Raw genomic sequence first — 14,328 nt, 5'->3', positions numbered from 1 at the left:
TAAGATGGGTACAGATTTTTCGAAAAAAATACGGGCATCAATAGCCATATTGCTGTTTGTACTAATGCCAATACAGGCATTTGCAGAAACAGTAAATGAGAATAATCAATCTTCTCGACAGGGAAGCGGATATATGGCCCGGCAGGAGAGTGTGAATGGCATTTTTGATGCTATCTCTGCTTCCATGAGGAAACCCGTGATTTTAAGTAAGCTGGCGGCACGTAAAAAAGTCACCGGTGAGTTTGATCTGAGCAGTCCGCAGGATGTGCTGGTATCGGTATCCGAGCAGCTTGGACTGATTTGGTATAGTGATGGCCAGGCGATTTATGTCTATGACGCAACGGAAATGCGTAATGCAGTTATCGTTTTGCGTAATACTTCATTCAGCGCGGTTGAAAGCTTTTTGAAGAATTCTGGTTTGCACGATCCTCGCTTTCCTCTGCGTTCTGATAATCGCAATTCCACTTTTTATGTGTCTGGCCCACCAATCTATGTCGACCTGATCACGAGCACGGCGAAATATCTCGATCAAAAAAATGATACCTTCGACGGACGAGAGAGCATTGCCGTGATTCAACTACACAACACTTTTGTTGAAGACCGCTCCTTTAAATATCGCGATGAAAAAATCGTCATTCCTGGAATTTCGACGGTGATAAATAAAATTATCAGTACCGGACCTACGGCAGGGAGAAGTATGCAGGTGGTGCCGCGTAAACCGGTCAAAACCGAGCTGGATACCTCCGATCTGCCGCAGGATTTGCTTGACAGCTATGCGCATGAAGATGCGATGGCGGCAGCGAATATTGCACGCGACGGCAGTGAAGTGAGTGTTATTGCAGAGCCGGGAACCAATAGCCTTCTGGTGCGAGGAAGCCCTGAGCAGGTTGAATATATTCGTAATCTGGCGAAAACCTTGGATATCGCCAAGCGGCATATTGAACTTTCCGTTTGGATTGTGGATTTACAAAAAGAAGCTTTCGACAATCTTGGCGTTCAGTGGAGCGGCAATCTTAATGTCGGAGGCAATCTGGGTATTTCGCTTAACGGCGGCACGAGCACCATTGATGGTGCCAGCTTTATGGTTACGGCATTGGCATTGAGTGAAAAGAAAAAAGCCAACATTGTTTCCCGCCCCATGCTGCTGACCCAGGAAAATATTCCGGCCATTTTTGACAACAGCCGAACCTTCTATGCCAGCCTAGTGGGTGAGCGCACAGCCCAGTTAGAAAACGTCACCTACGGTACCTTGGTCAGTGTACTTCCTCGTTTTACCGCGAACGGGGAAATTGAAATGATGCTGAACGTTGAAGACGGTAACCAGTTTGATACAACAAAAACTGACGATTCCACGTTACCTGAAGTCGGCAGAACTAATATCAGCACCATCGCCCGCGTACCGAAAGGAAAAAGCTTGTTGATTGGTGGGTATACCCATGATGAAAGAAGCACCGTGGAAGGGAAAATTCCTTTATTAGGTGACATTCCCCTGCTTGGCAAACTGTTCCAATATTCTCGCGACCAAGAATCAAGCATGGTTCGGGTATTCCTCATTCAGCCAAGAGAGATTGATGCACCATTATCACCGGATGCACACACTATGATTAACGATATACGCAAAGATCTAGGTAACGATCAATTGCAAAACTGGATGACCAATTATTTGGACAGCCAAAAATGGCGATAAGCGTTGGGTCTGGTAGCTCTTCTCTCCAGCTTAAGATGGCTCGACGAGAGAAGCAGAATGCAGAAAAAAACGTTTCTGCTGAACAGAATAATGTTTCATCTGGCGATAAAATGCAGGATATGGAAGATCTTTCTCCCGCAGCCAGAGCACAGAAGTTGTATAACGCTGCGGATGATATGTCTGCAGTAGCGGGACTCTTTCGCCAGCGCAGGGAATATGAAAAGAAATCAAGCTCAATGGAAGAAAGCAGCTTTGAGCGCGTGTTAGATGATGATGCTCAGCCGAAAGTAAGCAAGCTGATTCAAGCCCTGAATGGGAAAGAAGGGGCGGCTATTACGAGTTTTTTACAACAGGCGCGCGCATTGTTTCCAGATGAGAGCGATCTGGTGATGGTTTTACGCGAGTTGTTGTATCGGCGAAATCTGGATGAGATACGCCGGAAACGTCTCAAAGCGCTGCTGTCCCAAGTTGAAAAAGAAGCAGATCCCAAGCGCTTAAAAGCCGGAATTAATGTTGCGTTAAAGGCTCGGTTATTAGGCTCGACGCTCAAGATGACTCCCACATTACTGCGTGAGAGCTATCGAAGCTTTTTAGCCAATGATGATACGGACCTGATGCAGTACCAAACGTGGATATCGACCTATGGCGTTGAAAATCGCGGGATCCTGACCACGTTTATGGAAGATGCGCTGTTGGCAGATATTGATGCGGCTGATCCCAGCTGTAGTCACTCGGAGTTTTTCTTTCTTCAGGAAAGAATAAAGCAAATTAAGCGCATTCGATCGAGTGATATTTTGTTTGTGCAGGGGTTACTCAAGAACCCCCTTATTCGTGATGTTGATAAAAAAGAAGAGACTTGGCTGCTATTGCTCTTAGGCATGATCGAACACTCCGATGATGTGGATATGTTGCTTTCGCAAACAGTAGGTCACCATTTACGTTTTGCGGAACATAAAAATCGAGCGGTAGTTTTACAAATGATTTACTACTATTGCAAAAAATTACCTCATGAAGTTTTTTTTTCAGAGGAAGAAAGAATAAAATTATTGATGTATTTTGAAGAAAGACTCAATACAGCATTATGCCACGAACGAATTGAACAGCGGAAAACCGCACAGTGATTTCTATACATAAGTTGAATAAAATAGGTTGATAGGATGATTGACTTTTTAAATCGGGTAAGGAACCATCCGGAACTCTTTATTCTTATATTGATTGTTGTGATCATTTCTATGTTGGTTATTCCTCTTCCAACCTATTTGGTCGATTTCTTGATTGGGTTAAACATTGTTTTGTCCATTCTGGTTTTTTTAGCATCGTTTTATATTGATAAGATACTGAGCTTTTCAACATTTCCCTCTGTGTTGCTGATTACGACACTGTTTCGATTAGCGCTATCCGTGAGTACAAGTCGCTTGATATTAAAGGATGCAGATGCGGGTGACATCATTTCCACGTTCGGTGAATTCGTTATTGGGGAAAGCCTAGTCGTTGGGTTTGTGATTTTTGCAATAGTCACCATTGTGCAATTTATGGTGATAACCAAAGGTGCCGAACGCGTCGCTGAAGTAGCAGCTCGTTTCTCTCTGGATGGCATGCCAGGAAAGCAAATGAGCATTGATGCGGATTTGCGCGCGGGCTCCATTGACGCTGAAGATGCCATGTCTCGGCGCAGTGTGGTCGAGCGTGAAAGCCAACTCTATGGCTCGTTTGATGGTGCGATGAAGTTTATCAAGGGCGATGCGATTGCCGGAATCATCGTCATCTTCATCAACTTCATTGGTGGCATCTGCGTCGGGGTATCCATTAATGGCATGGATATGTCAACCGCGCTCTCTACCTATACGATGTTGACGATAGGTGATGGTCTGGTTGCTCAAATCCCGGCGCTGTTGATCGCCATTGGCGCGGGTTTCATTGTGACGCGTGTCAACGGTGATGGCGACAACATAGGGCGCACCATTGTTGATCAGTTGTTCACCAACCCCTCAGTACTGGTGATTGCGGCGATTATTGCCTTGGGCATCGGCAGCCTGCCAGGATTCCCCTTTTCTGTATTTATGATTTTGGCATTGCTGCTCGCCGGACTTTACGGTTATCAACGTTGGAAAAACAAGAAGGCACAGGCCGCTCTTGAGGGGGCAACGTCACATCAACCTTATGAAGGGGATGTATTGGCCGAAGCGGAAAGCTCACTGGGTATCATTAACAATCTGAATAATGTTTCAGCAGAAACGGTGCCTTTGATTCTTGTCGTTCACAAAAGCGATGAACAGATGCTGGGAAAAGCGAATATTAGTGAACGCTTTCGCAGCCAATTCTTTATTGAATATGGGATAAACCTGCCGGAAATAACGGTGAGAGCGTCCGAGCACATAGAGCCTGAAACAGTCTCTGTGTTAATCAATGAAATTAGCGCAGAGCGTTTTCAAATAAAATTCAATGAATACCGCGTTGTTAACGGTTCTGACGAACTGCTACACCTTGGGATACCGGTGTCTACCATTGATAACATGCAATGGATTGCAGAAGAACAGCGAGAATCTGTCGCTGCATTAGGGTATCAGCTGCGTAGTGGTATTGATGAAATGTATTACACCTTGGCCGCCGTGTTGATTCGTCATGTTAATGAGTATTTCGGCGTTCAGGAAACAAAGCATATTCTCGATAAAATGGAAGAGAAATATCCTGACCTGATGAAAGAAGTTATGCGCCATGCCACTATTCAGCGAATTTCTGAAGTATTACAGCGCCTTTTGAGTGAACGTATTTCAGTACGTAATATGCGGTTAATTATGGAAGCCCTTGCCCAATGGGCACCGCGTGAAAAAGAGGTTATTTCTTTAGTGGAACATGTTCGTGGTGCACTCTCACGTTATATTTGCCATAAATTTTCTGTGGGAAATTCGCTTCGCGTGATTATGTTATCCGCAGAGTTTGAAGACCATATTCGTCAGAGTATTAGAAATACCTCAACGGGTGTGTTCCTTCATCTTGAACCTGCTGTGGCAGATGAGTTGATTGATCGGTTTGCACTGGCCATGGAGAGTGTCGCGATGTCTTGTAAAGATTTAGTTGTGCTCTCCTCGGTGGATATACGCCGTTTCTTAAAGCGTTTTCTCGAGTCACGCTTTAAAGATCTTGAAGTTATATCGTTCGGTGAAATAACCGATACGGTATCAATCAATGTAGTGAAAACCATTTAATTAAGGAAGAACTGAAATGTATATTGATATTGTAAAATTGGTTCGTGATGCGCTGCTGCACAGTGGGGTGGATGAATCCATTCTGAGTGATTTTGATGGCCATTCAACCATTGCGCTCGATTTTGAAAATTATCCCAGCTTGTTAATTAGCAATGTTGATGGGCAGATATGGATCTGGTCACAGCTCAGTGAAAATACACCCGGGTTATTGCAGCATAAATCAGCCCAAATCCAGGAAAAAATTATGGAAGGGTGCCATTTTGCGATGACTGGGCAATTACAGATTGCCGTTAACAACGACACCATCGAATTAAAAGGGTTGGTACATCGTGACTATCTGACTGATGGTGCTCGCTTTGCAGAGGCAATGGACGAATTTTTCCAATTGCAAGAAGCTTTTTTGGGAGTGATTCGCTAATGGCGAACCGACAGCTCTTACGTCAACAAGCACATCCTTTGCGCCTGTCTGGCTCCATAATTGAAGCGCGATTGCCCGGTGTGACTGTCGGGGAAGTCTGCGAAGTTCGCCAAGGCTGGAGCCAGCCAGAGATCCTGGCCCGCGCTCAGGTATTGGGGTTTCATGGCGATACGACACTGCTGAGTTTGATAGGTAATGCGCAAGGTTTGTCGCGAGAGGCGGTAATTTGTCCTACAGGAACAGGGCTGTCGGTAGTACTGAGTCACGACCTGCTGGGTTGTGTGCTGAACCCGTTTGGTGAAGTTGTGGAGCGATTAGCAGGAGAGGAGCGAGGGTTTGCCTGGCAGCGCCGCACCATAGATGCGCCGCCACCACTGTACCAGGAGCGAGTGGGTATCCGGCAGCCATTTTTGACCGGAATCCGAGCTATTGATGGGCTGATTACTTGCGGCGTGGGTCAGCGCATGGGCATTTTTGCATCGGCAGGGTGTGGGAAAACGACCTTGATGCATATGCTTATCGAGCAATCACAGGCCGATGTTTTGGTGATTGCGCTTGTCGGTGAGCGTGGGCGTGAAGTGACGGAATTCATTGAAGCATTGCGTCAGTCCGACCGTCAGAGTCAGTGTATTTTGGTTTACGCGACTTCAGATTATTCATCGTTGAATCGGTGCAATGCTGCGCAGGTCGCAACCACTGTTGCTGAATATTTTCGTGATGCAGGCATGAATGTCGTGCTCTTCCTAGATTCGATTACGCGTTATGCCAGGGCGCTACGCGATGTGGCGTTGGCAACGGGGGAGTCACCGGCGCGACGCGGTTATCCTGCCTCGGTATTTGATGCCCTGCCCAAGCTATTGGAACGCCCAGGCGTCACCCAAACGGGAAGTATCACGGCCTATTACACCATTCTTTTGGAAAGTGATGATGAGCCGGAGCCCATCGCGGAAGAAATTCGCTCAATTCTCGATGGTCATATCTACCTGAGTCGTAAATTGGCGGCCAAAAATCACTATCCGGCGATTGATGTGCTGAACAGTGTTAGCCGCGTTGCTAACCAGGTTTGTGACAGTGAACATCTTCACTACGCGGGCGAACTACGTCGCGTTTTAGCAAAAATTGATGAGCTGCAACTCTTTGTCGATCTGGGGGAATATCAACCGGGCGAGAATGAAGAGAACGACCGTGCGATGAATAAGCGCGATCGTTTGTTTGCCTGGTTAAAGCAACGTGTCGATGAACACGCCGATTTCAATACGATAACCGATGAGATGAAACGTCATGCTTCGTGAAATGAAAACGTTGGTTGGGCATGTTGCCTTAAAAATTCAGCGTAATGATGTTCTGCTCAATAGAAAAAAAAATGAGCACAACACATTAATTACCCAGATAGACAGCTTCGAAAAAGAGATTTCAGCTATTGAGATGCTCAGCCGAAGTTTGTATCCCGGAGGCGAAACCAATAAAGCTAAAATCTTCGCGATACAACGGCGACAGGGTGCACTCAAGAAGAAATTGGCGGACATCAAAGTTCAAAAATCTCAAAAAATTCTCGAACAGGAAAAGTGTGAACAAGAGCGTCTGGCGATATTCGAAAAAAGAAAGTTGCTCGATAGAAAGATAAAGAAGTATGAATCGCTCCAACACCAGGTTCGAAAAAATAAGTGTATCAGAGATGCCAAAATTGAAGATAACGAGATAGAGGAAAGAATATCATGGCGACGTTAAATGGAGTGAAAGCCATTTTTTCTGGCAGTAACCCCAGCATGGGGGAGAATGCGACACAAAGTTTAGAACACATTGTTTTAAATGCCATAAAGCAAAAAGTAAAACAGGTGAAGAAAGGACACGAGGAAGGTGGCTTACCCCCTGTAGCGCTTTCTCACGCCTCGCTATCCGTCGCACTACCGGAACTGCATGCCAGCTTAGGCAAATGGAGAGAAAGCGGGCGAGGAAAAGTTACGCTGTCCACGCAGTCAGAAACGCGCACCGAGGTGGGCAAGACCGTAAATATCAGCGCGACTGAGGTAGCGTTCGGTAAGGGTGTACCAAGGAGTAAAACATCCCAACACCTTGATTTATCAATCTTTTCTTCCAGTGTGTGTAGGGGGGGGGCGATAGTAGGTGGGTTGCATGGTCAGTCTGCTGCCATTGCACTTCAGGAGCGTCGTGATACACCACTTTCCCACGCGATAGTCAGTCAGGTAGCAGATACGGCTGTTTTGCCCTCTGCGAGCATTCCTTCAGAAATGCCTGGCCCCAAGGCTGAAAGTGAGAACTCACCCTCTGTCATTCCACTGCCTAGTGATGCGCAGCACCGCTCGTTTTCGGGGGAGACGCCGGCACGTGGTGCGGATAACGCGTTCGCAGGGGGGGGCCGACAGCCACTTCCCTCTGAGGCAATACTCAGAAACATCGGTAATGCCGCCTTAAATGAAACGGCGTCTGAGAACCAATTGCTGTACCGCTTTTCGGATTGGGGAGATGGGCATCAGGTCAATGTGCTGATAAGCGCACACGCCAAGGCACCACATGTGTTGCAGGTTTCTGATCCGTTGGTTCATCAACGCTTAGCGGATTATGAGGGGCAGGGGCAAGGCGATCCGGAATGGGTGTTTTCTGAGGAAGATGAGCAGCCAAAGAAAGAGCACAACACATTTGCCGATGAGGAAAATGTGTGATTGGTCAACACCTACGCGGCTATTCAAAGCGCGAACTCTCCGAGCACCGCAGAGTGAAAACCTGGCAAAACCAAGGCGTTGACGTATGCCAGCGCTTGGTGCCAGGCAATCACCTGCTGCATTTTATTGCGGATACGGGATGGGAGGGGATTATCGATCTGGAGAGCTGGTTTTGCCACCGAGTGCCTCAAAGCGCTGCATTGTCGAGTGCATCGTGGTCGCCAGATCAGCTGGAGACCCTGTTCATCAATTGTGTTCGGCCTATTGATGGGTTGCCGCAAGACCTCGCATATCAACGTTTGGAAAGCAAAGGTCGGGTGGAAACATCATCTGTTCCACCGCAGGCTTACGCCTGCATGACATCGCAAGGGCGCGTATGGCTGCATACCTTTCCTTCCCACCCCACGTTGGACGAGGGCATCCGCCATTTGAAGGCAGACGATCTGCCTTTATCCATCCAGTTTCAAATTGGCTACAGCCATATCTCTACGGCTTTGCTCAAACGCGTTCAGCGTGGTGATGTGATACTGGTAAATCATGAAGAATGTACGGTTGCCTCATCAAACCATGTTTTGGGGCGCTTTATCAAAATTGAGGAGGGATTTATGTTTGATGAAACGGACGTTACGGCAATGTCAGAAAGTGAAAATGAATTATCTGTGTCAGAGCATATCAATGAAGTTGTTGTTACTCCAGTACGATCGCGTGACGAGATTAAAGTAAAGCTCAGTGCAGTATTGCAACAAAGCACCCTCACTGTTGCGGAATTGGAATCCTTTTATCAAGGTCAGGTTATTCCATGTCATCCTGATGCAGAACAGAATATATCCATTATTGCTAATGGTGTGCCGGTTGCCAAAGGTGAGTTGGTGTGGATTGAGGATCGTTTAGGTATTGAAATAAAAGATATTTATCAAGAGGCTGGTGATGTCTCACGGCAATGATATTTCTCTGATTGCGATACTGGCATTTTCGACGCTTCTTCCTTTTTTAATCGCATGTGGAACCTGTTATATAAAATTTTCCATTGTGTTTGTGATGGTACGCAATGCATTGGGACTTCAGCAAGTTCCTTCAAATATGACATTGAATGGCGTAGCGTTGATTTTATCTTTTTTTGTCATGTTGCCAGTGGTGAAAAATGGCTATGAGCAATTTCAGCAAGCCAATGTCGATACAAGAGACAGTCAATCGGTATTACATTTTGTTGAGAATGGACTGGATAGTTATCGGGATTATCTTGAGAGATATTCTGATGCTGAATTGGCTCAGTTTTTTGAGCGGGCTCACCTTCAACGTGGAGATAATTCCGATAGTGAAGTGCAGGAAGAAGAGCGTACTTCTATCTTGGCATTATTACCCGCTTATGCCTTAAGCGAGATAAAGAGTGCGTTCAAGATAGGTTTCTATCTTTACCTGCCATTCGTTGTTATCGATTTGCTGGTATCCAGTATTTTGCTGGCGCTCGGTATGATGATGATGAGTCCCGTAACCATTTCAGTACCCATTAAATTGGTACTCTTTGTTGTGTTAGACGGATGGACGCTATTGTCCAAAGAGTTGGTAACACAATACCTGGAACTGGCGTTATAGCCGTGGAGAGTCATCATGGATGAAATAGCGTTCGCAGGCAATAAAGCGCTTTACCTGATTTTGACAATGTCGGCATTACCTATTGCCGTAGCCACAATAGTGGGACTGTTGGTGGGTTTATTCCAGACAGTAACTCAACTTCAAGAACAGACATTGCCTTTTGGCGTCAAATTATTGAGCGTAGCGTTGTGTCTGTTTCTTATTTCCGGGTGGTATGGCGATATTATGCTTAATTATGCTCGTGAAGTAATAAGAATAGCACTTGCGTGATAAGCAATATGTTTACTGGAATTTTTTTCGACCTTCACACCTGGCTTTATGAAATGGCTATGGTATCTGCTCGCTTGATGCCAGCGTTTATATTGTTGCCCTTTTTCAACAATAATACGTTGACTGGCGCTATCAGGTTACCCGTTGCCTTGCTTACGGGCAGTGTGTTGTGGCCGCATACGGGAGAAGCGATAGCTGGGTACGATAACATCTGGTTTTTAATTTTAATTGGTAAGGAGTTAGCTGTTGGTCTGATCATCGCTGGTTTTCTGTGTTTACCGTGTTGGGTTATGCACGCGATGGGGAGTTTTATCGATAATCAGCGTGGTGCCACTCTGAGTAGTAGCATTGATCCACTTTCAGGCGTGGATACTTCAGAACTGGCTAACTTTTTCAACCTTTTTGCTGCCGTCATTGTGCTGCAAAGCGGTGGGCTACTGTTAATGCTGGAGGTTTTCGAGAAAAGTTATCAATTATGGCAACCTTATCAATTGGATGTACCGGCCTACCGTACCGTTCTCGGGTTCCTTACGTTGGTGGTAAAGAATGGCGTTATTCTTGCGAGCCCTTTGATTATTATTTTTTTGTTGTCTGAACTTTTTTTAGGATTGCTGGCACGGTTTGCCCAGCAGTTGAATGCCTTTTCGCTGGCATTGACGGTTAAGAGCATTATTGGATTCTTGTTGTTACTGCTCTATTTCACTCCCATGTTGCCCGACCGCATTATGGATTTGCGCCTTTATCCCGTCGATCTACTTGGCTGGTGATGTCGTGGTTATCACGTCAGAGTGAACCTGAAGTATAAAGGGAATTTATGTCTGGAAGTAAAACGGAAAAGCCGACTGACAAAAAGAAAAAAGACGCGGCGAAAAAAGGTCAGTCGTTTAAGAGTAAGGATTTGGTCATTGCTTGTCTGATATTGCTGGGCGTGCAGTACCTGATTAATTTTTCTGGCGTCTTTGAGTTGATGTCCATGTGGCGACTTGTCATCGAAAATGGTTTTACTCACGATGCGCTTGGTTATGCTGAAGCGATGTTTTGGACAGGGCTAAAGTTATTTTTGCCTTTCCTATTGCTTTGTATTGCTGCCTCGGTGTTTCCAACGCTATTGCAAACCGGTTTTTTGCTTGCCAGTAAAGCGCTGAAACTGAATTTTAATGCCTTAAACCCTGTTAACGGTTTCAAGAAATTATTTAGTTTGCGTACAATAAAAGATGTCGTGAAAACCTTACTTTTCCTGACGAGTTTTATCGTCGCCGCTATGGTATTTTGGAATAAACACAAACATATGGTTTTTTCTCAGCTCAATGCTGAGCCCGTACACATATTCCTGGTGTGGGGGAAACTCTTTGGCGCATTAATCTATCTATGTTTATCCTGCGCGCTATTGGTATTTGTATTAGATGCGCTTGCCGAGTACTTCCTTCATATAAGAGATCTCAAAATGGATAAGCAGGAGGTTAAACGAGAATTCAAAGAGCAGGACGGTGATCCGGAAATAAAATCTAAGCGTAAAGAACTGCATGCTGAGCTATTGTCTGAAAAAATAAAAACTGACATTGAAAAATCAGCAGTAATTATTGCTAACCCAACGCATATTGCGGTTGGGATCTATCTCAATATGGAGGTGGTGGGTATTCCATTTATCTCTGTACTCGAGAGAAACCAGAGAGCACTTGCCGTCAGAGCTTATGCTGAGAAGGTGGGCGTTCCTGTCGTTGAAGATATTAAGTTGGCACGACGAATATTTAAAACCCATCAGCGATACTCTTTTGTCAGCATTGAGGAGCTGGATAATGTCATCGGTATCCTTGTGTGGTTGCAACAGGTTGAAAGTGCTTGGGAAAATGAGAATGCCTCGCCCCAGTGAATGCACGGTGAATGAGCGTTCTTTATGTGAATATCAAATAAACGCATGGTTTAATAACGGTCATCAGCAGTAAGCGGTGACCCTACTGAGGAGAGTGAAAATGGAACAAAACACTGGTGTTATCACCGAACAGGAAGCAACGTTATTAATGACCGCAACATTGGAACATGGGGCGACATTAAAAGAGATTCATGGCATTACTGATGACATGATGGAAAATGTCTATGCGTATGCTTATCAGGCATACAAAAATGGCCAGTTAGATGAAGCGGAAAATTTGTTCCATTTTCTTTGCCTCTATGATCTTAAAAATTCAAGCTACTTTATTGGTTTGGGTGCCGTTAACCAGGTAAAGAAAAATTATAGCAAGGCGTGTGATTTTTATTCACTGGCCTATGTCATGGCTGAGAATGATTTCAACCCTGTCTTTTATTCTGGACAGTGTCAACTGCTTATGGGGAATGTTGTTAAGGCATTACAGTGCTTTGATATTATTTGCTCACGCTGTGAGGATTCATCTTTAGTTGCCAAAGCTAAATCGTATATGAGTACGATTCGTCAAAATATGGGAGAGAGTGAAGCGTTAAATAACGCTAAGCCCTCTGAGGAAACCGTTTAATTTTATAGGTCTTAAATAAATGGATGTCTCCAAAACAGGTAAACTAATAAATCTTGCGAATTTGCCATCCAATACTGGAAAAGTAAGCGAAGCAATTTCATCAAAGACGCATATTTCTCAGGTAAAGGGAAAGGCTATTGATCAATTGGCCCAACAACATGCCAGGGAAATGATTGCTGACGATGTCTCGGCACAAACGGCATCTTTAACCTCAGAGAACGTCGAGTCACCCGCAATCCGCCAATCGGCACCGTTAACTAGCAAAGCGCAAATGTTGTTTTTAATGGCGCAGTATCAGGAGATCACCAATGGGATGGACGCGACGCAACGTGTCAATGCCCTAGAGATCTTTTTGACCCAGTCAGAAGCGCGCATGGATAAAGCTCGTGAGCTGTCAGCACATCTGGATGCGTTGCACCAATCCTACGATGGCCTCGAGGCTGAGTTTAACGAGGCGCAAAAGGGCGTTGACGGTGCAACAGATGATGTGGCTCAAGCGCAACGTAAGCTTGATGAGGCGCAGAGCTCGCTGGATGAATTGTTAGAAAAATTAGGTGTTACCGATCCTGATGATCCATCACTGGCAGATAACCATGACGTAACGCAAGCGAAAAAGGAGATTGCTGATGCGCAAAAAGCTCTAGGCCATGCTCAATCAACGTTGTCCGATGCGCGCGCGATTGCGGAGAAAAAGCTTGCTGCTATGCAGATCGTCCTGAATGACATTAATGCCAGTACGGCAGAAATGAATACAAAGTACAACTATGTGGACTTGACATCAAAAGGTGGTGTCGTATACAGCAACGCAGTGGTGCAATCAGAGAAAGCGCTGACTAAAACGGCTGTCATGATCAAGCTGATCAGCGAGTTTATTATGCAAATGGAAGAGGCGTCTGCTGAAAAACTAAAAAACGATCTCGAACTGAACCGCATTCAAGCCAAAGCGCGTCAGGCTGAAATGCAGCGTAAATCTGATGAATACGAAGAGCAGGTTCGTAAAGCGGAAGAAGCACAAAAAATGGCCAGCTGTATTGGTAAAGTTTTAGGCGGCCTAGCGATTGCGTTAGGGGCAATTACTACCGTATTTGGTGGTGGTGGTGTGGCGTTAATGGCTGTCGGTATCGCGTTGATGGTTGCTGACCCCATTGTTGCGGCTGTTACCGGTAAGTCATTAACGGAAATGGTGATGAATCCCCTCATGGAGCATGTTTTTATGCCCCTCATGAATATTCTTGGCGATATTATCACGCAGATTTTTGATAAAACACCACTCGGATTGCTGCTAAATGCCATCGATAAAGCGACGGGTGCCAACATGATGGATACCATCCATATGGTGGTCACTGCCGCAGTGACTATTGCTGCCATTGTTGCTATTTCTTTAGTGGCTAAAACAGCAGCAAAATTCATGATAGAAAAAATGTCTCAGGCAATGACCTCTGCCATTATGCAGTCAATCAAGCAGGCGATAACGCAGGTCATTAATAAAATTATGCCGCAACTTATTAATAACTCTATGAGACAAGGGAGTGCGGCATTAAGTCGGAGCATGCAATCTGTAACAAAACAGGTTGGGAAAATTACAAAAGAGATTAATAAAAAGTTGGATATGATTTCAGATAAAGTAAATGCCAATGTCATGAAGGTATTGAAATTAAACGATCCTGAAGATGCGAAACGCTTAGGTAACATTGCATTGAAACGATTGGAAATGTTGCAAAATGGCGTTCACACGACGATGCCTGTTGTTCAAAGTGGAATGAGTATTAATATTTCAAATATCAGGCTCCAGGCGACAAAAGCTATTGCCGATTTTAAGTTGGCTGCAATGGATGTCAGCATTTTGCGCGATCTTATTAGTAAAATTCTTGCTAATCATGAAGAGGATTCCAAAGTATCTCAATCGGTAAATATGACTTTGTCTGACATGTTAAGTAGTAAAGCCAACACTGGGAAGAGTGTTGTAAGAAATATCAGAGCCTAA

Annotated in this window: 14 protein-coding genes; all 14 read left to right on the top strand. The window is 45.1% G+C overall.

Annotated features, from left to right (window positions below):
• Positions 1-4: 4 nt before the first annotated feature.
• The 14 genes from sctC to sctE all read left to right on the top strand — a co-directional run bounded on the left by sctC (position 5) and on the right by sctE (position 14,328).
• The gene (sctC, locus tag ACD630_RS04500) at positions 5-1,687 is read left to right on the top strand and encodes a type III secretion system outer membrane ring subunit SctC (protein WP_430358250.1); all 1,683 of its coding nucleotides are present in this window, start codon (positions 5-7) and stop codon (positions 1,685-1,687) included.
• Positions 1,678-2,808 carry a type III secretion system gatekeeper subunit SctW gene (sctW, locus tag ACD630_RS04495; protein ID WP_430358249.1) on the top strand — a complete coding sequence of 377 codons (1,131 nt, stop codon included), beginning with the start codon at positions 1,678-1,680 and terminating at the stop codon, positions 2,806-2,808. Before sctC ends, sctW begins: the two co-directional genes overlap by 10 nt.
• 36 nt (positions 2,809-2,844) lie before the next feature.
• A complete protein-coding gene (locus ACD630_RS04490; RefSeq protein ID WP_430358248.1) occupies positions 2,845-4,893 on the top strand; it encodes an EscV/YscV/HrcV family type III secretion system export apparatus protein in 2,049 nt (682 codons plus the stop codon).
• Between the two features lie 16 nt (positions 4,894-4,909).
• Positions 4,910-5,311 (top strand): SPI-1 type III secretion system chaperone SpaK, encoded by a 402-nt coding sequence (gene spaK, locus ACD630_RS04485; protein WP_430358247.1) that lies wholly within the window; start codon positions 4,910-4,912, stop codon positions 5,309-5,311.
• Complete coding sequence (gene sctN / locus ACD630_RS04480; protein ID WP_430358246.1) at positions 5,311-6,603, top strand: type III secretion system ATPase SctN; 1,293 nt, start codon at positions 5,311-5,313, stop codon at positions 6,601-6,603. Before spaK ends, sctN begins: the two co-directional genes overlap by 1 nt.
• Positions 6,593-7,039 (top strand): hypothetical protein, encoded by a 447-nt coding sequence (locus tag ACD630_RS04475; RefSeq protein ID WP_430358245.1) that lies wholly within the window; start codon positions 6,593-6,595, stop codon positions 7,037-7,039. The genes sctN and ACD630_RS04475 overlap by 11 nt, the downstream gene beginning before the upstream one ends.
• The gene (locus ACD630_RS04470) at positions 7,027-7,992 is read left to right on the top strand and encodes a hypothetical protein (protein WP_430358244.1); all 966 of its coding nucleotides are present in this window, start codon (positions 7,027-7,029) and stop codon (positions 7,990-7,992) included. The genes ACD630_RS04475 and ACD630_RS04470 overlap by 13 nt, the downstream gene beginning before the upstream one ends.
• Positions 7,989-8,936, top strand: a complete 948-nt coding sequence (locus ACD630_RS04465; protein ID WP_430358243.1) for a FliM/FliN family flagellar motor switch protein — start codon at positions 7,989-7,991, stop codon at positions 8,934-8,936. Before ACD630_RS04470 ends, ACD630_RS04465 begins: the two co-directional genes overlap by 4 nt.
• Complete coding sequence (locus tag ACD630_RS04460) at positions 8,920-9,585, top strand: EscR/YscR/HrcR family type III secretion system export apparatus protein (RefSeq protein WP_430358242.1); 666 nt, start codon at positions 8,920-8,922, stop codon at positions 9,583-9,585. The genes ACD630_RS04465 and ACD630_RS04460 overlap by 17 nt, the downstream gene beginning before the upstream one ends.
• A gap of 15 nt (positions 9,586-9,600) precedes the next feature.
• A complete protein-coding gene (locus ACD630_RS04455) occupies positions 9,601-9,855 on the top strand; it encodes an EscS/YscS/HrcS family type III secretion system export apparatus protein (protein ID WP_264626929.1) in 255 nt (84 codons plus the stop codon).
• Between the two features lie 8 nt (positions 9,856-9,863).
• Positions 9,864-10,622, top strand: a complete 759-nt coding sequence (gene sctT / locus ACD630_RS04450; RefSeq protein ID WP_430358241.1) for a type III secretion system export apparatus subunit SctT — start codon at positions 9,864-9,866, stop codon at positions 10,620-10,622.
• A gap of 47 nt (positions 10,623-10,669) precedes the next feature.
• Positions 10,670-11,725 carry an EscU/YscU/HrcU family type III secretion system export apparatus switch protein gene (locus ACD630_RS04445; RefSeq protein ID WP_430358240.1) on the top strand — a complete coding sequence of 352 codons (1,056 nt, stop codon included), beginning with the start codon at positions 10,670-10,672 and terminating at the stop codon, positions 11,723-11,725.
• 100 nt (positions 11,726-11,825) lie between these two features.
• Positions 11,826-12,344 carry a SycD/LcrH family type III secretion system chaperone gene (locus tag ACD630_RS04440; protein ID WP_430358239.1) on the top strand — a complete coding sequence of 173 codons (519 nt, stop codon included), beginning with the start codon at positions 11,826-11,828 and terminating at the stop codon, positions 12,342-12,344.
• A 19-nt stretch (positions 12,345-12,363) separates the two neighbouring features.
• The gene (gene sctE, locus ACD630_RS04435) at positions 12,364-14,328 is read left to right on the top strand and encodes a type III secretion system translocon subunit SctE (RefSeq protein ID WP_430358238.1); all 1,965 of its coding nucleotides are present in this window, start codon (positions 12,364-12,366) and stop codon (positions 14,326-14,328) included.

The organism is Symbiopectobacterium sp. RP, assembly GCF_050472005.1.
Lineage (GTDB): Bacteria > Pseudomonadota > Gammaproteobacteria > Enterobacterales > Enterobacteriaceae > Symbiopectobacterium.
This window is presented reverse-complemented; position numbering and strand designations above follow the sequence as displayed.